Genomic DNA, 17,383 nt, shown 5'->3' with positions numbered 1-17,383 from the left:
CTATCCGATCTGTATTAACCGTTTTTTACCGCTCCATTAAATTGTTCCAAAAGCAGGCCTAGCGTTTCCTCCGTCATCGCTCCGCCGGACCAAGGAAGCAGCCCGCGCAGCGGCATGTAACGCATCACCGCCATCATCATATCCGAGGAAACGGCGTCGGAAGGCTCTGTCGATTGAGAGAACATCCCTTGCATCTGTTCCAAGACGGGGCGCGTCTTCGGATTCTCCATAAGTTCGCCCATTGTTGTGTTGCGATGGAACGCCGGCACGAGCTCAATCGTGGACTGTACGTTCAAGGTTGACCTAAGCACGATATCGCGGGAAGAGCTGCCGATCAAGACTTCATATTGGCCCGATTCAACATGCCAATCGTCCAGTTCGGTGTTGTAATAGGCAAAACTTCGCTTATCCAGCGTGAACGAAACCTGTTTCTCTTCACCCGGCTCCAGCGCAACCTTGGCGAAGCCTTTCAGCTCCTTCTCCGGACGGATCACGCTTGAAGCTCCGCAGCGGACGTACAGCTGAACGATTTCTTGACCCGGCCGTCTGCCCGTATTTTTCACATTCACGCTTACGTGAACGGTTTCCTGGTCGGTGATATCACTCTTGTCCAGCAAAAGGCCGGAATAAGCGAACGTAGTGTAACTTAGTCCGTAGCCGAATGGAAAGAGCGGTTCGATATCCTTTGCTTCGTAATACCGGTACCCGACGAATATCCCCTCGCGGTATTCCACCCGGTCGCCTTCGCCGGGGAAATACGGGTGCGACGGATTCTGCTTCAAGCTCCGGGGGAACGTCTCCGCCAGCTTGCCGCTCGGATTGGCGTCACCGAACAATAAATCGGCCACGGCTCCCCCGACCGCCTGGCCGCCCAAATACGCCTCCAGCACAGCTTTGACCCTGCCGAGCCAAGGCATGACAACCGGCGCGCCGTTGCTCAGCACCACGACGGTATTCGGTTGGACCGACGCGATTTGTTCGATCAGGCGCACCTGGTTCGGCGGCAAATCGAGGTGCGTCCGGTCATAGCCTTCCGATTCGTAGCGGTCGGGCAGACCGACGACCAGGACGGCTGTGTCACAATCTGCAGCCAACCTTTTGGCCTCCTCCAGTATGGCGTCGACGGTATCATCGATGTCCGGATCGTAGCCTTGCGCATAGCGGATTTCCGCCCCATTGCCGGCCGATTTCCCGATTTCATCGTAAATGTTATCCAGCTTCGTCGGCTTAATATGGGAGCTGCCGCCGCCCTGATAACGAACCTGCTCCGCCATACCGCCGATAACCGCGATCTTGCCGGCTTTCGACAGAGGAAGCAGGCTGCCGTCATTCTTCAGAAGCACAATCGTCTCCCTGGCGGTTTCGCGCGCCAGCCGGTGATGAGCCTCTTGGTCGTAGACGGCATCGGTTTTCTTATTGTCTGCGGCTTTGAAAATAACATTCAACAGCCGCGCCACCGCTCTATCGAGCGCCTCCACGGACAATTGCCCGCTCTTCACCGCCGCCACGATCTTCTCTTGACCGACGCCGTTGCTGCTCGGCATCTCCAGCTCCATGCCGGCCGCTACACTGTCCGCCGCCTCATTCACGCCGCCCCAGTCGGAAACGACGAACCCTTCATGCCCCCATTCTTCTTTCAGAATGTTCGTGAGCAGTCTCTCGTTCTCGGAGCAGTACGTCCCGTTCAGGCGGTTGTATGAAGACATGACTGTCCAAGGCTGTGCTTTTTTGACGGCAATTTCGAAGCCGGTCAGGTAAATTTCGCGCAGCGTGCGCTCATCCACTACGGCATCGACAGTCATCCGCCGATGCTCCTGGTTATTCACGGCAAAATGCTTAAGCGATGTCCCCACACCCTGGCTTTGCACGCCCGCGATATGAGCGGCGGCCAGTTCTCCCGTCAGAAACGGGTCTTCCGAGAAATATTCGAAGTTCCGGCCGCACAGCGGCGAACGTTTGATGTTCGCGCCCGGACCGAGCAAAATAGCGACGTCCTCCGCCTGGCCTTCTTTGCCCAGCGCTTCGCCGACGCGGCCGATCAGCTCGCGGTTCCATGAGCTTGCAAGTCCCGCCGCCGTCGGAAAGCAGGTCGACGGGACGCTCTCGTGCAAGCCCAGATGATCCTCTTGCCCGTTTTGCTTGCGCAGGCCGTGCGGTCCGTCCACCATCATGACGGACGGAATCCCGAGGCGGTCAATCGCCTTCGTCTTCCAGAAAGATGCGCCCGAGCAGAGGCCCGCTTTCTCCTCCAGCGTCATGGCGGCTATCAATTCATGAATGTTTCTTTCCATTTGGCACTCTCCTCAGCTAACAATCTGATCGACCGGTATCGCCCGGAGTTCCCGATTCAACCGGTCTATACCCTCTTCCGACAGCAGCCCGCCGCCGAATTCGATGATGGTTCGCAGCGGCACGCCCATTGCATCCTGCAATTGCGGACTTTCCGCAAGGATAGGCAGCGCGGTCTGTATGACTTGTCTGCAAGCCGGATTGTTCCATAATGCCCCCAGACGGACGTCCACATTGTATTCATGGACTGTCTCGTTCCACAACACCTCTTGATCCGCCGCAAAGCCGCCGAATACGTTCTCGATCCAAGCCGTGCACAGACCGAACCATCGGGCCGCGTCGGCATCGGCCATGGACCGCAGACCGCCTGAGGTGACCGGCTTCGCAAGGGATAGGCCATGCACGCCATTGCGAAAAATATGCAGCTCGAACGGCACCTTCGCGCGATCCAGCGCCGCCGCGAAAGCGATCGCATTGCTAACGGGCACGAGCGTATCCGCGAACGTATGAAAAATAAACGCCGGCGGCGTGGAAGCATCGACGGCTTCGTCCACGCCCGGCACAGGCGCTGGGAAGATGGCGCCCATCGACGCCAAGATGCAAGGATAACCGAGTATCATGGCATTAGGCCTTACTCTTCCCATAGTGCCTAAAGCGGCGGCCAAATGCCCTCCTGCCGAGAAGCCGCACACCGCAACCTTGTCCGGGTCGATTCCCCACTCCCCGCTGTGTTCCCGAATCAGCGTGAGCGCTTCTTCCGCATCATGGAGCGGTTTCGGGAACGCTGCGTTCTGATTGACAGAGTATCTCAGCACGAACGCCTGATATCCTTCCGCCAGGAACGCCATCGCGACCGGCTCGGCTTCTCTGTCCGAACATCCCCGATACCCGCCGCCGGGAAAAATAAGAATGGCCGGCCGGATGCGGGTGTTCGGCATCTCATGCGACTGATCCAGGAGATAGGCCGTTAACGTAACATTTTCATTGGCAAGCTGCCGGGTAAAAGTCCTCATCATGTTTTCCCCTCGCAAACGTAATAGGCTTTATCAGACTGGCACCGCCATCAGCCGTTCGTCCAACTGGTCCAGCACACCGGCTTCCATCGGATAATAGGCGGACAGATCCCTAAGCGATGCGTCCCCGACCGAAACGCTAAGCGTATCGGGATTGAGCGACTCCATGCCGGGGGGAAGAATGCTTTGAATAACCGCTTTGGCACCTTCATGACGAAGCAGCTCGACCAGCGGTGTCTTGGTGTTAAACTGCCTGATATAACTCTTAGTCGGCGTATAGTGAATGATATAGCTGCCGCTGGACAGTTCCAGCAGCGTGTCTTCGCCTTGCTGAACGCCGGTGATCCCGCTCTCGCTTACGAGCTGGCCGTTTACCTTGAAAGCCTTCACATCCGCATAGGGCAACCGGACGGAAGCCGACGCGTTGAACGGAATGACGAAATGGAACGTAAGCTGCCCTTCATCGCTGAATGCCCACTCGCTTTTATAGGTTCCGGCCGACGAATCCACTTGCGCCTTGGCCCATTTGAGGCGGAAATCCGGCTGCGGCGCCAGTTCTACGCGGCGGAAGCCCGGCGCCTCTTCGAGCGGATTGATTCCCGCAACCGTTCGGTACATCCATTCTGCAATCGCCCCGTACGCATAGTGGTTGAGCGAGTTCATGCCCGTGCTGCTCATGCTGCCGTCCGGCATAATCGAATTCCAGCGCTCCCATATGGTCGTCGCCCCCATCTTGACAGCATAGAGCCAGCTCGGATAATCATCGTTGAGCAGCAGCGTATAGGCAAGATCGCTGCATCCGTTATCCGAAAGCACCCGATTCAAGTAAGGGGTGCCGACGAAGCCGGTCTTCAGATGGTTGCGGTCGATCTTCAGCCGCTTGCGAAGTCCCTCTACCGCTCTTTCCTTGTAAGCATCCGGCACCAAATCCATGAACAAAGCCACCGCGTAGGCAGTTTGCGTATCGATCGCAATCCGGCCGTTCTTCGAGAAAAATTCATCCTCGATTGCGGCCTTCACCTCGTCCGATATTCGTCCGTAATAGGCGGCCAAATCTTCCTTCCCGAGCACCCTCGCGGCCTTCGCCAGCAGCTGTGCAGAATACCGGTAATACGCCGATGCGATAAAATCCGTGTCCGTTCCGCCCATCGGGGAATCGGGGTTGCTGCCGTCAAGCGCCAGCCAGTCGCCGAAGTGGAAGCCGACCGTCCACAGCCGCCGTCCGCCCGATTCCTCATCCGTACGGATGATAAAATCGACCCAGCTCTTCATACTCTCGAACTGCTGCTCCAAGATAGCTTTATCGCCGTAATGGAGATACACGTTCCATGGAATAATCGTCGCCGCATCCGCCCAGGCGCTGGAGCCGCCGCCCTGCACATTGGCGGCGGGAACGACCATCGGCACCATACCGCCGCGCTCTTCCTGTTCCTTGCCCATGTCATATCCGTACTTGCCGAAGAATGCGTACGAATCCATGTTAAAGCAAGCGGCGCCGGAGAATACCTGCGCATCGCCCGTCCAGCCCATGCGTTCGTCCCGCTGCGGGCAGTCTGTCGGAACATCGAGGAAGTTGCCCTTCTGTCCCCACACGGCATTGAGGAACAGCCGGTTTACGAGCGGGTTGCTCGTCTCGAAACTGCCGGTTTCCTCAAGGTCGGAGTAGAGGACGCAGCCGGTGAAATCATCCGGGTTCAGCTCGCCCGGCCAGCCTTCGACCTTCACATACCGGAAGCCGTAGAACGTGAAATACGGACGCACGATCGCCTCCGAACCGTCAGCTGTATAACGATATTCCGCCTTCGCCGTACGCAGGTTGTCCCGATAGAAGCTGCCGTCCTGAAGCACTTCGCCATGATACAGCGAAATGACGGTTCCCTTGGGAGCATTCGTCCGGAATCGCATCCAACCGACCATGTTCTGCCCCATATCGAGCACCGTCTCGCCCGCCGGCGTATGAATAACCTCTACCGGCTTGCGCTCCTCCTTTACCACGACAGGCAAGCTGAGCCGCGCTTTCAGCCGGTCATAGCCGAGTTCGCCTTCGCGAACCGCGAACGTCCCGGGCGTCTCAAAGGTCGCGTCGTACACTTCTCCGTCATACAGATTACCGTCCATAATCTTACTTCTGGAAGCTGTCCAGTCCGTGTCGGACGCAATAACGGCCGTCGTGCCGTCGGCGTACGTTACGGCAATTTCACACAAGAGAGCGAACTCCTTGCCGTATATCTCGGCCGTATGTCCTTCGAAGCCGAACCGCCCTTTATACAGCCCGTTGCCGAGACTGACTTCAACCCGGTTCTCCCCTTGCCCGAGCAGCTCTGTCACATCGTAGGTCTGGTACTGCAGCCACTTCTGATACGCGTTAAAATGCGGCGCAAAGTACTCGTCGCCGGCTTTCACGCCATTGACTTCCAGCTCATACAATCCCAAACCGCAAACATAAGCGCGTGCCGACGCGATCGGCCTGTCCAACTCGAACGTCCTCTTCAGGACCGGGTGAAAGTCCTTGTCCATGTCAGGAACGATCCATTTGCCGGCCCACGGCTCGTCCAGCTTTGCGGTCTCGAACCAGGCGGGCTCGCTCACCGCATGGTCGCCGTTGTCCGCCCACACCTCCATGCGCCAATAGTAGCGGGTTCGCGGCTTCAGCTCGATCGGAAGCTCGAAGGCGAGGCTATCGATATCTTCCCTCCTGCCGCTGTCGTAAACAACGCCGGTAAATGTATCATCCAAGGCGACCTCGTAACGGGCGGCGGTCTGTTTTTTCGCGTCCGTCTCCGTCACGACGTAGGATAACCTCGGCTTATCCAGCGCGAATCCCAACGGATTGACGATACGGTTTGTTTTTAAACGAATGATCCTCACAGTCATCTCCCTCTCATGCAGTCACGTTTTTCCCCTCTAAAGATAACAGAGCCTCAGTCCGAAAAACTATGTGGAATCGCGCCATTTTTCAGAAGGCTCCCATGCGGTTGTAAAGCAGCCGGAACGCTGCCGGCGTCGTACCGTAATGCTCACGGAACAAGCGGTAAAAATAATTCATATCGCATATGCCGACCTTCTCCGCTATCGCCTGAACGCTCCAATTCGTATATTGAAGCATCCCACAGCTGTGGCGCATGCGAATTTCTTGCAGCATCTGCACATAGGAACGTCCGGTAAGAGACTTAAACAAACGTTGAAAATGCCGGGTGCTCATGAACACGAACCGGCTGATTTCCGATATAGGAAGCGGGTTCACAAACCGGAAGCCCATATGTTGAACCGCCTGGTGAATCGGCGCTTCATCGTTTTCGACGTATTGTACATCTGTCTTCTCAGGTTTGGATTGAAGCAGCATCACCAGTTGCTTCCATAAAGATAAGAGTCCCGCGGGGGCTTCAGTCGGTTTCTGCTGTTCGACTAATATACGGTCCAGAAGCCGCCTGAATTCGCCGTCATGTTCGCGGTATACCCGCGGGTGCTTTTGGGATTCCGCCGCTTCCAGCATGTCCGAGCGGAACAAGCAATTGATGATCCTGAGCGGCTGTTCGCCCGTCAGCTCCTGCGGCTGGAATACGTGCGAGACGTATGCCGGGATTAGAAACAAATCGCCTTCGGACACGCGCAGGATGCTTTCTCCGATATAATGCAGTCCCTCTCCCTCTTGTACATAAGCGATTTCGATGCAATCATGCTGATGCCTCATCAAATAAGGGGACTCTTCGGTCAATGCCGCATGGATCGGCACATCATCCTTGAAGAAATAATTTCCGGGAAATACCGGGTAATCCCAATCCATTCCGGCACCGGCCTCCTTTCAATCGGCAAGTCATAAGCGCGGACTCTGCTAAACGATGATATCCTTGCGGCGTTCCAGGTCGTCCAAAATACGCGTGTATTGTTTTTCCAGAGAATAAAAGAACATCAGTATGGCAATACCCGCATAAATAGCCAGCGGAATATAAATATTAAATATGATGATCATATGCTTGGCCGACTCCGCCTGAACCGCCGCTCCTTCCTGGTAATGACCCCAGGCCAGCAGCCAGCCGACTAAGGCTGTCCCTAATGCGGTGCCGATTTTGCCGAAGAAGCCGCTCACGCTGTTCGTTAGTCCTACGATGCGCTGTCCGTGTTTCCACTCCCCGTATTCGATCGTATCGGCCATGAGCGGCGAGAGCACAATCATAAGCGGAATCATCCCGAATGTCTGAATCAGCGAACCGATGAGGCCGAGCGTTATACTCGCCGGATCGATAATGCGCAAAAGCAAACCAAAGATCCCTATTATAAGCCCAAGGATCGCCATATTTCGTCTGCCGATTCGCTTGATGGCCGGTCCGGAGAGCAAGAAAACGACAATGACCGGAATAAGACCGATGCCGCCCATGATGCTGACCAGGTTGACATCGTTCCAAACATATTTGGCATAATACATCCCTGCCGTGCCGGCCATTGCAAACAAGATGCTGGATAACATGCCGGCAACAGCAATGATCACCCAGAATTTGTTCGTGAACAACAACCTGATGCCTGCCCATAAGGACAACGATTTCTTGACTTCGCCCAGTTCCTTCAGTTGTTCCGTATTGTACTTTTCCTTTGTCGCACGGAAAGCGATATAAATGCCGATGGAGGCAGCCGCTCCGAATATCGCAGCCAGCAGCGTCCAATCCTGCCTTGCGCCTCCCATCGCGTTTACGATCGGAATGAATCCGATAGCCACTATCATCCCCGCCAAATATCCGAATCCCGAGCGATAGATGCCCATTAGAGAGCGGTCCGCCGGGCTTCTTGTGGTTAATACCATCAGGCTCCCATAAGGAATGGAAATCGGCGTAAATACGCCAATGAAAAACAGGAGATTGGTTGCAACGGCAAAAGCAACCTTCACTCCGGGAGCCACGTCAGGCACCGAGAACAGAAGCAGAATCGATACGAACAACGGAACGATCATCCACAGCAGCCAGGGGCGCGCCTGTCCATGTCTGGACCGGGTTCGATCCACGAGAACACCCATTCCGATATCGGCCAAGGCGTCCGCCGCTTTGGTGAACAGCATGATCGTCCCGACCAGCCCTGCGGAAACCCCGACGACATCCGTATAGTAATAGGTGATCATCCCTAGCAAGCCGGTTGCGATATTAAGCGAGAATTGCCCCAATGCATCTCCCGCCAAAGCTTTATTAGACAGTTCTCTTTCCATAGTCATTCCTCCATAGAAGCCTTCTAGGTTGTACTATCCCAGTGTACAAAACTCTGATGCTGCGTTATATAACTCGATCTAAAGATCGAATAATGGAATCTTAACTTCTCCTATTCCTTAACGGCTCCAATAACGATCCCTGCGGTAAAGAACCGCTGCAGCACCGGATAAATGACAAGAATAGGGAGTGCTCCGATCACAATTTGAGCGGACATGAGCGCTTGGAAATTGGTCTGCGCCAGTTCCTTGGCATTGTTGGAGTTCACATCGGGCATGGCGATGATAGACTTCAGATACGTAGCCAGCGGCACATGGTTGGATTTCATATAAATGCTGCCGTCCAGCCAGGCGTTCCAGTCGTTCACGATCATGAACAATCCGACTGTTGCCAATACGGGAAGCGATAAAGGCAAGAAAATCTTGCTGAATACGATCCAATGATTGGCCCCGTCCATGAACGCCGCTTCTTCCAGCTCTTTGGGCAAGGCTTTAAAAAAGTTCATGATGAGAATCAGGTTGAAAATGTTGACGGCTCCCGGGAGCACCAGAGCCCAGATGGAGTCGTAGAGCCCGATCTTCGTCACTACCAGATAAGTCGGAATCATGCCGCCGTTAAACAGCATCGCTGCAACAAAGAAACCGACAAAAAAGCGATACCCTCCGATTCCGTCGCGGCCTCCGCCCTTGGACATCACATAAGCGGCCGAGCAAGTAACGCTCAAGCCGATCACAAAACTGAAGATTACCCGCTCCACTGAGACGATTAAGGATTGGTACAACTCCGGGTTGCCCAGAGCCTTCTTGTAGGAAAACAAAGTGGGCCCGATGGGCCAGAAAGTTACATCATGTGCGGCAACCGCCGGCGCGGAACTGAAGGAAACGGAAACGACATGCACCATCGGGATGAGACAAAGTAAGGCAAGCACACTTAAACATACATAGTTGACGCCTAGAAACATGCGGTAGCCTTTGCTTATTGCCTGCAAGGCGGACCCTCCTCGCTCTTAAAAAATTTTGTAGCCCGCAAATTTCCCGGCCAGCCTGTACGAAGTTACAATCAGCGCCAATCCGACTACGGATTTGAACAGACCCATCGCTGTTGAAATACTAAAGTTCCCGCTGATCAGACCCATTCGGTATACGAACGTATCTATGATATCGCCGGTTTGGTAAACGAGCGGATTGTACAAATTGAAGATTTGATCAAAGCCGGCATTCAAGACTTGGCTGAGCGACAACGTAACGACCACGACGAGCGTCGGTACGAGCGATGGGATCGTAACGTACAGCGTCTGCTTCCACCGTCCCGCGCCATCGATTTCCGCCGCCTCGTATAACGCAGGATTAATGCCCGCAAGCGCTGCTAAAAACAGAATCGAACCGTATCCGAATTCCTTCCAAATTTCAGTAACTACCATCGTCACCCGAAAATATTGGTTATCGCCGAGGAAGAAAATCGGCTTGATTCCGAATACATGCTGGAGAAATTGATTCACTATACCGCCGTTCGGGGCCAAAATTTCCATAAACACGCCGCCCAAAACAACCCACGATAAAAAGTGCGGAAGAAAAACGACCGTCTGAATCGTATTTCTCATGAATTTATGACGAGCCTCATTCAACAAAAGCGCGAAGGAGAATGTTGCAATTGTACCGAAGACGATTTTCAGCACGGCAATGATGAACGTGTTCCAAATGACCTGCGTGCTGTCCGGGTAGGTAAACAAGAACTTGAAATTGTCCATCCCGACCCACCTGGAATGCAATATCCCCGAATAAGGCTTATAGTCCTGAAAAGCCATGACGATTCCGCCCATCGGAACGTAAACAAAAATCAGCGTCAAGATGACGGCCGGCAGCAGCATCAGATATAACTGCCATCTGTCACGCCGCCTTGTCCCCTTTTGAATGACTTCCATATCTTTCACTCCTGCCTGCTTAATGAGGAAGGACAGGCATGAGCCTGTCCCGCCCTTGAACTAACCGAATTGTACCGTTTTACCCAGGGAGCTTTGAGCCGATGCATTCCGGTAAACTCGTTGAGGATATCGGAATCAGGGCGTCCAGTAAGCCCTTGTGCCAATCATTGGCTTCACGGTTATATACGCCGAATCCGGCTTCGAACGCCCAGTAGGCCCATGACATGTTCAGCCGTTCGGCTTCTTGGCGAACAAACGCCGCCCATCTTGCCCGAGATTCCATATCTGCCAGCGCTATCGCGCCAAACTCTCCCATCCAAAGCGGACGATTATTCTGTTTGCTCCAGGCCGCCGCCGCTTCCAATTCTTTCGCGATTTGATGCGGGCCCGCCGGGTTTGCGGCCGACGGTTCGTTATTGTACGATTCGAAGAATTGTACGGCAAAGTCGTATGCCTTCACAGCTTCCGACAAGACTACGGGAGATTCAGGAGGCCCCGGCCAGCTGACTCCCAGTGTCTGGAATGCGCCGTTCACTTCCGGCGGCATCCAGGTAGCCCCCTGATGCGTGAAGAATGCAGGATTGTAATAATGAAATGTAGCGATCAGATTTTGTTCGCCCGCCGGTAATTGCAGCTTTTGGAGGCCGGAAATCATATTCCAGTCGACACCGCCGACGATCAGGGTGTGCACGGGGTCAATCTTTCTGATTTCTGCAATTGCCTCGGCAAGAAGCTGGTTCCACTTCTCTGCGGTGACGGCTCCGAACGGTTCGTTCAGCAATTCAAAATAAAGCGAGCTTGGCCGATCCTTATATCGCTCAGCGATCTGTTTCCATAAGGCGATGAAGCGGTCATGATGTCCGTCAGCGTCCTGCATGATTTCATCATAGTGATGAATGTTAATGACGGTATTTAGACCATAAGAAAGAGCGGAGTCGACGACTTCGTCCACCCGTCCGAAAAACGAAGAACTGACCGGGAAAGGGGCTGCGGTTTCGGCTTTGTTCGACCACTTGACCGGAATCCTGACGGAATCGAAACCGGCTTCTTTGATCATTTTGAAATACCTGTCTTCGATCCTGCTCCCGTTCACCCCCTCTTGGGGCGTATCAAGCGCATCGCCCAGATTGATGCCGCGTCCAAGTTTTCTATTTTGCTCAAAGGCATGCAGAACTGTCATAGCAAATCCCCCCATTTTATTTTACGGAATTGAACCAATCGTTAACTTCTTTCGTGACCTGGTCGCCGCCGGAAGCTTTCCACTGTTTGACAAAGTTATCGAATTCATCGACCGGAGCTTTTCCGTAAATAATTTGCGTGAACGTATCAAGCTCCAATTTCCTCAAGAATTCCCCTCGGGTGCTTTGCGTGGATGTCGTCGGACCGGTAAACAGATCGGGCATATCCGAACCTTTTTGATCGATGGCAATCAATTTTGCTTTCCCTTGCTTGGCTGTAAGCGGATTAGGATCGGCGGCGTCTTTCTTGGCATCTCCGTCAACTTTAGACAGCGGATACGGCAGCCAGCTTAAGAGCGTATATTTTTCAGTATTAAAAGCTTTATCATCGACGTTATTCACTTGTTGACCGTCTTGAATCTCGTAATCATAGTGCTCTTGGAATCCTTTCAACGCGAGCGGATCGCCCGATGCGACGGCATCCCATAATGTATTCATATAGTGGAAGAATGCCTCTAACGCCTCCTGGGAGATATCTTTGTTGATCACAATACCGCCAAGGAAAGGCTCGTTTACCACATTCCCTTTTTTACCGTCAGGTCCGGGCGGGAGAGCATACGGTTCATAATCGGCTTTCGGATCCTTCGCGTATGCCATGGAACCCGGATATGACGGGAACCAGTATTGCCCGGCTACAATTCCCACCTTGCCGGAGGCGACGTCCTCCACGACTTTATTCCAATCGTGAAGTCCGATATCTTCGGTGATATACCCTTTGTCCTTCCATTCCTTGAGCTTGGCAAGAGCGGGCTTGATACCGGGCTGGACGGAGCCGAACGCAAGCTTCCCGTCGGCATCTTTGTTCCATTGACCCGGGATGCTGCCGTAAGCTCCGAACAGCCAGGAAATATCCCCGACCGCATAACCGATCATTTGATCCTTCATGCCAAAATCAAGCGGTATCGTATCTTTTTTTCCATTGCCGTCCGGATCCCGATTCGCAAAAGCGTCCATAATCGTCTCCAGATCGGCCAGCGATTTCGGGGCCTGCAGACCAAGCTTGTCCATCCAATCCTTGCGGATCCAAAGAACCGGCTCGGATGACAGCGTCGGTTGGAGCCTTGGGATCGCCATCTTCTGCTTCCCGCGCCCGAACGGCAGCCATGCGTCCGGCTGTTCCCCCGCTCCGGCTTTCCACGCTTTCCCGGCGTACTTGTCAAAGACGCTATCGATCGGCATGACTTTGCCCGAATCAATAAACATATTTAGGGTATCTTTATTTGTAGTGTAAATAATATCCGGGAGCTTATCTCCGGAAGAGAGCATCAATTTCAGCTTTGTATCGTAAGAACCATCAGCCTGCGGGGCAGACCAAAGCGTTTTCATATCCACCCCGAGCGCTTCCTTCGCCCATTTGGTGTGGACGTTGTTTTCATAAGTCTCTCCGCTTTTGAACCTTGCCGTCGGATCGGTACCTCTTACTGTGGTAATCGTGACCGGCGGATCAATCTTTCCGTTCACAATATGAAGTTTGGAGCCGGACGCGCTCGCCGGTGCAGAAGCGGACGGCGACGGTTCGGAAGACTGGGAGCTGCAGGCCGTAATCGATCCCAGGCTGACGAGAACCGCAAGTGAAGATGCCGCGAATCTAAATGTTTTCGCCATTCATGTAACCCCTCTCATGCTCTTTACTTTTTCACCTTATTATAGAATGGCGCTATACGCCCCGATATATCTCTAAACAAACCTGTGATAACGCATTCCAAACATACGTGCAATATGCGGCATTTCCAAGTTGTAATTGCCACCAGCCAAGACTACAATGGGGCTATCCCGACCGAAAGGAGCAAGCGGATGCTCAACAACTATAAAACATTCATGATGATCAATGTGCTGCTCTTATGTTCCACTTTATGTATTCTGGGTATGTATACCTATTCCATAAATACAAGTCTACAGGTCGTCCAATCCGATATCCAAAGCAGCAATTTGAGCCAGGTTCAATTTGCCGTAAATAACCTTGACCGCAGTGTAGAGCAATTGGATATGCTTGCGGTTTCCATTGATCAAGACAAACTTGTCGCTTTGCTGCCGTCGCTGGATATCATGGATTCCTACGGTCGGGTTCAGCTTATCAGGGATCTGTCGTCCAAACTTAGCTATCAAAGCCTATCGCTCGGCTGGACCAACAAAATCGCCATCTGGTCTCCCATCATTCATAGCTGGATCGGCACATCGTTAACCGCTTTGAAGACGCCCCCTGCCGGAACTGACCGGAAGTGGAATCTGGACCCAGCCTCCTACATTTTTGTCAAAGAAATGGCTGGAAAGGGCTTCACTATACAAGTTACGTTCCCGACAGACAATTTGACGAAAATTTTGGATGGCGCCAAGCATGTGGGCAAAAACGATCCCTTTTTCTATCAAGCGGGAATGCCGCTGCTGTTGAATTCAACCTCCGACGGCACTAGATCCGAGCAATTGATGCAGGCTCTATCCGAACGCCTTAAAGCCGATTCCGGCACGGAAATCGTCGTTCTGAACGACAACAAATATCTCGTGAATTATATGAAATCGCAAAATCTCGGCATGTATATGATCGATTACACGCCGCTTGATGTGGCCCTGAAGCCTATAATCACAACCAAAAACCGGTTCTATCTCGCATGCGCCGTCCTCTTCGTCGCCGGCATCGCAATAGCATTTTCCTTATACCGAAAAGTTCAAATCCCGATTCTTGAATTGCTGAAAGGAGTACGCCTTCTCAAAAACGGCGAATTCTCCGCAAGAATCCGGCGCCGCAGCAATAACGAATTCGACAGTCTATACGCCAACTTCAATGAAATGGCTGCGCAAATAGAAGAGCTGATCGAAAAGGTATACAAAGAGAAAATCGTATCCAGGGAAGCATTGCTGAAGCAGCTGCAAGCCCAAATCAATCCTCATTTCTTATATAATTGCCTGTTTTTCATCAACAACTCGGTTCGCCTCGGCAACGAAGAAGCGGTTACGGCGATGACCCAGAATTTGGCCGAATATTTCCGTTATACGACCCGGCTGGAAGAACCCATGACAACGGTTCAAAAAGAAATGTCCGTCGTTGACAAATATCTCGCTATCCAAAAGCTGCGGATGGACAGGCTTCGCTACGAAATCCGCATTCCTGACTCCATGAACCGGTTGACGATTCCGAAACTGTTGATTCAGCCGTTAGTCGAGAATGCGGTCATCCACGGGATCGAGAAGAAACAGTCGGCCGGCAGGATCATCATCACCGGTGCCGAGACCCACACGGATTACAGGATCAGCGTGGAAGACGACGGACAGGGTATGACGGAGGAACAGATAAGAACCATCAAGCTGAAAATGAAACAACCGCTTGACGATGCGATGGGATGTGCGCTGTGGAATATTCAGCAGCGTTTGAGCATTCATTTTCATACATGCTCGGGCATGGAGTTTAGCCAAAGCCCGCTCGGGGGATTGTGCGTCACTTTATTTTGGAGCAAGTCTGAGACGAAAGAGGGATAGCAGATGTATCAGTTATTAATCGTGGATGATGAAAGAACCGTTGTAGACAGCCTGGCTCTGACCATTCCTTGGTCCGATTACGGCATCGAGGCCGTATATCAAGCCTATTCCGCTGCGGAGGCGCTGAAAATTGCAGGAGAGCATGTGATTGACGTTCTGATTACCGACATACGGATGCCGGAAATGGACGGACTCGAATTACTGGCGAACATAAACCAGTTGTCCCGCAAGATCAAATGTATTATTTTATCGGGGTACGACGATTTTCAATATGCCCAAACAGCGATGCAGCAGAACGCATTCAATTATTTGCTGAAGCCTGTCGTCATCGAAGAACTGGTAGCTTCCGTCCAAAAAGCATTAGAGGCCCTTCAGGCGGAATGGCAAGAAGTCAGCTCCTACCAGCGTATTCAATATACACTTCAGTCCAACTTGCCCTTGCTCAAGGATCAACTGCTCGGCGACCTGCTCAAGAAGAAGCCGATGCCTGCTTCCGTATTTCAGGAACGTCTTTTTCTTTTAGGGTTATCCTTCCATCACGGCGACCCTTTTATTCTCATGCTTGTACGTTTGGAAGAGGACTTCTCGGGGTATGATCTTCACTCGCTTTCCCTGCTTGAGTATGCCGTAACAAACATTGCCGAAGAAGTATTTCAGGACGTATTTGAATTATGGCACTGCATTTCCGAGCAGGGATATCTGGTCTTTCTCGTTAAAGCCAAGAAACGGGCGGAAGCGATGAAGCTCGCGGATTCTTTCGCGGTCAAACTGCAAAGTCATGTCCAGACCTTCCTGAAGGGGAATATTTCCATTTGTCTCAGTCCCGTTCATTCGTTCCCCGATAGTATCGCTGAACTGTATCAGCGCTCCGTGGCATGGATTAACCGTCATGTAGGAACGAATACAAGTTATTTCATTACGCTCCCCGATGAAGATACGAACGGTCAATCGGAGTCTTCGCCGATCAACTTGTTCGAGCCCCCGCTTCTTCCTCAGTTGCTCGAATCCGGCAGTTGGGACGAAGCCCTGATGAAATTGGAACGTACCCTTCATCTGTCCGATCATGAGTTCGAATTCACCTATGATCAGTTGTACAGCATCTTCCTGTACCTGTCTTCTTCTCTTGCGATCGGTATTCTCAAGAACGGCGGCGAGCTGAAGGAGCAGCTCAGCGATGATTTCGAATGGTTTCTGAGGAAAACCAATTTCCTGTCCAAGCAGCGTTTGTATGATTGGGCAGCACGAGTGATCGGCAATCTGAAAGAGAGCTCAAGCACTCATATGGAAAGCGCTCAGAATCTCATCACGGCCAAAGTACGCGCTTATATTCAAGAGCATCTTTCCGAAGGTGTTTCCCTGCAGTTGGTTGCCGATCACATCGGTCTCCACCCTGTGTACCTGTCCAAAGTGTATAAAACCGTTACCGGAGAAACGATTGGCGATTATTTATACGCTTTGCGCATGGAAAAAGCAGCCTATTTGCTCAAAAGCACCGATCTCAAAATTTCCGACATCAGCTCCAAGCTGGGCTTTCTGGCTCCGCCTCATTTCATCAAGATCTTTAAAAAGCATTATGGATGCACGCCGCAAGAATATCGGTTCGATTCGTGAAACTAAAGCATCCGCCTCCCGGCGGATGCTTTTCTTCACATATTCCCAAGCCGCCAAGCTTCGCCTGCACCTATTCGCCGATCATTGTATTCTCATCTTCGTTCAAATCATTGAAATACACGACCACCTGATCCAGCAGATAGGTCAACCGGTAGCTCTGCTCTTCCCCCAGAAAATCAACTAACCCTCTTATTTGGTCTGCAAAAGCAATTTCAACATGATCGGCTTCATCATCTCCTTGTTCCCACTTTATTTTCCTGGTCAATTGTATCGTTCGAATAAGCTCCGTGATAAGCGACTGTTTCATACTATCCATACTTACCCTCGCTTCTTTAAATTGAAGTTAGCCCGCCATGCCGATTCTTATTTAAAAGTTTTCAGCAACCGTTTGGCGCTTCCGCTCTCCGTGTCGAGCGCCAAAGCAATGAATCCGGTTTGCCAAAATTTTTGCTGCATAGAAGTACATCTGCGACCTGTTCGATTGGAGCGCTGATGGTTTGCCTCGCAATCACATCCGTTTTAACCGCCCTTGGCGCCAATTGCACGGTTGCCGCCCCGGTTCCTCCCGAAACTGAGCAGCCAACGGCCATGACCGAAGCGGCGGCGAGTAAAACGATAATAGCTAACGATCGGTTTCTGAATATCATCTTC

Annotated in this window: 13 protein-coding genes; 2 read left to right on the top strand and 11 right to left on the bottom strand. The window is 52.4% G+C overall.

The annotated features are described in order from the left end of the window. Positions 1-14: 14 nt before the first annotated feature. The 9 genes from AC0LWT_RS15330 to AC0LWT_RS15290 all read right to left on the bottom strand — a co-directional run bounded on the left by AC0LWT_RS15330 (position 15) and on the right by AC0LWT_RS15290 (position 13,255). The gene (locus AC0LWT_RS15330) at positions 15-2,291 is read right to left on the bottom strand and encodes a glycoside hydrolase family 3 C-terminal domain-containing protein (RefSeq protein ID WP_474682128.1); all 2,277 of its coding nucleotides are present in this window, start codon (positions 2,289-2,291) and stop codon (positions 15-17) included. 12 nt (positions 2,292-2,303) lie between these two features. Beyond that, on the bottom strand, positions 2,304-3,305 hold the full coding sequence (locus AC0LWT_RS15325) for an alpha/beta hydrolase (protein WP_474682127.1): 1,002 nt from the start codon (positions 3,303-3,305) through the stop codon (positions 2,304-2,306). Between the two features lie 30 nt (positions 3,306-3,335). Beyond that, positions 3,336-6,170: an alpha-L-rhamnosidase gene (locus AC0LWT_RS15320; RefSeq protein ID WP_474682126.1), complete on the bottom strand. Its 2,835-nt coding sequence runs from the start codon at positions 6,168-6,170 to the stop codon at positions 3,336-3,338. 88 nt (positions 6,171-6,258) lie between these two features. Next, positions 6,259-7,086 carry a helix-turn-helix transcriptional regulator gene (locus AC0LWT_RS15315; protein WP_474682125.1) on the bottom strand — a complete coding sequence of 276 codons (828 nt, stop codon included), beginning with the start codon at positions 7,084-7,086 and terminating at the stop codon, positions 6,259-6,261. A 48-nt stretch (positions 7,087-7,134) separates the two neighbouring features. Then, a complete protein-coding gene (locus tag AC0LWT_RS15310; RefSeq protein ID WP_474682124.1) occupies positions 7,135-8,493 on the bottom strand; it encodes an MFS transporter in 1,359 nt (452 codons plus the stop codon). 110 nt (positions 8,494-8,603) lie between these two features. Then, positions 8,604-9,479, bottom strand: coding sequence for a carbohydrate ABC transporter permease (locus tag AC0LWT_RS15305; RefSeq protein WP_474682123.1), 876 nt, complete (start codon positions 9,477-9,479; stop codon positions 8,604-8,606). 18 nt (positions 9,480-9,497) lie between these two features. Next, a complete protein-coding gene (locus tag AC0LWT_RS15300) occupies positions 9,498-10,412 on the bottom strand; it encodes an ABC transporter permease (RefSeq protein WP_474682122.1) in 915 nt (304 codons plus the stop codon). Between the two features lie 79 nt (positions 10,413-10,491). Beyond that, positions 10,492-11,592 carry a glycoside hydrolase family 5 protein gene (locus AC0LWT_RS15295; RefSeq protein WP_474682121.1) on the bottom strand — a complete coding sequence of 367 codons (1,101 nt, stop codon included), beginning with the start codon at positions 11,590-11,592 and terminating at the stop codon, positions 10,492-10,494. A gap of 16 nt (positions 11,593-11,608) precedes the next feature. Continuing rightward, positions 11,609-13,255, bottom strand: coding sequence for an extracellular solute-binding protein (locus AC0LWT_RS15290; protein WP_474682120.1), 1,647 nt, complete (start codon positions 13,253-13,255; stop codon positions 11,609-11,611). 189 nt (positions 13,256-13,444) lie between these two features. On the opposite strand from AC0LWT_RS15290, the gene AC0LWT_RS15285 reads away from it, so the two are divergent. Both AC0LWT_RS15285 and AC0LWT_RS15280 read left to right on the top strand, forming a co-directional pair. Next, complete coding sequence (locus tag AC0LWT_RS15285; protein ID WP_474682119.1) at positions 13,445-15,121, top strand: sensor histidine kinase; 1,677 nt, start codon at positions 13,445-13,447, stop codon at positions 15,119-15,121. Positions 15,122-15,124: 3 nt separating this feature from the next. Continuing rightward, positions 15,125-16,732 carry a response regulator transcription factor gene (locus AC0LWT_RS15280; RefSeq protein WP_474682118.1) on the top strand — a complete coding sequence of 536 codons (1,608 nt, stop codon included), beginning with the start codon at positions 15,125-15,127 and terminating at the stop codon, positions 16,730-16,732. A 70-nt stretch (positions 16,733-16,802) separates the two neighbouring features. On the opposite strand, the gene AC0LWT_RS15275 is transcribed toward AC0LWT_RS15280, so the two are convergent. Further along, positions 16,803-17,048, bottom strand: coding sequence for a hypothetical protein (locus tag AC0LWT_RS15275; RefSeq protein WP_474682117.1), 246 nt, complete (start codon positions 17,046-17,048; stop codon positions 16,803-16,805). A gap of 61 nt (positions 17,049-17,109) precedes the next feature. Beyond that, positions 17,110-17,379 (bottom strand): hypothetical protein, encoded by a 270-nt coding sequence (locus AC0LWT_RS15270; protein ID WP_474682116.1) that lies wholly within the window; start codon positions 17,377-17,379, stop codon positions 17,110-17,112. Positions 17,380-17,383 lie beyond the last annotated feature (4 nt).

Source organism: Paenibacillus sp. sgz302164 (genome assembly GCF_056120505.1).
Note: the sequence above shows the minus strand (reverse complement) of the source record. Positions and strands in the feature narration are given on the sequence as shown.

What these genes read in the sequence shown, in the direction of transcription:
- AC0LWT_RS15315 (WP_474682125.1), bottom strand. Translation starts at nt 7,086, where the DNA reads ATGGATTGGGATTACCCGGTATTTCCCGGAAATTATTTCTTCAAGGAT.
- AC0LWT_RS15290 (WP_474682120.1), bottom strand. Translation starts at nt 13,255, where the DNA reads ATGGCGAAAACATTTAGATTCGCGGCATCTTCACTTGCGGTTCTCGTC.
- AC0LWT_RS15310 (WP_474682124.1), bottom strand. Translation starts at nt 8,493, where the DNA reads ATGGAAAGAGAACTGTCTAATAAAGCTTTGGCGGGAGATGCATTGGGG.
- AC0LWT_RS15275 (WP_474682117.1), bottom strand. Translation starts at nt 17,048, where the DNA reads ATGGATAGTATGAAACAGTCGCTTATCACGGAGCTTATTCGAACGATA.
- AC0LWT_RS15280 (WP_474682118.1), top strand. Translation starts at nt 15,125, where the DNA reads ATGTATCAGTTATTAATCGTGGATGATGAAAGAACCGTTGTAGACAGC.
- AC0LWT_RS15325 (WP_474682127.1), bottom strand. Translation starts at nt 3,305, where the DNA reads ATGATGAGGACTTTTACCCGGCAGCTTGCCAATGAAAATGTTACGTTA.
- AC0LWT_RS15285 (WP_474682119.1), top strand. Translation starts at nt 13,445, where the DNA reads ATGCTCAACAACTATAAAACATTCATGATGATCAATGTGCTGCTCTTA.
- AC0LWT_RS15300 (WP_474682122.1), bottom strand. Translation starts at nt 10,412, where the DNA reads ATGGAAGTCATTCAAAAGGGGACAAGGCGGCGTGACAGATGGCAGTTA.
- AC0LWT_RS15295 (WP_474682121.1), bottom strand. Translation starts at nt 11,592, where the DNA reads ATGACAGTTCTGCATGCCTTTGAGCAAAATAGAAAACTTGGACGCGGC.
- AC0LWT_RS15270 (WP_474682116.1), bottom strand. Translation starts at nt 17,379, where the DNA reads ATGATATTCAGAAACCGATCGTTAGCTATTATCGTTTTACTCGCCGCC.
- AC0LWT_RS15330 (WP_474682128.1), bottom strand. Translation starts at nt 2,291, where the DNA reads ATGGAAAGAAACATTCATGAATTGATAGCCGCCATGACGCTGGAGGAG.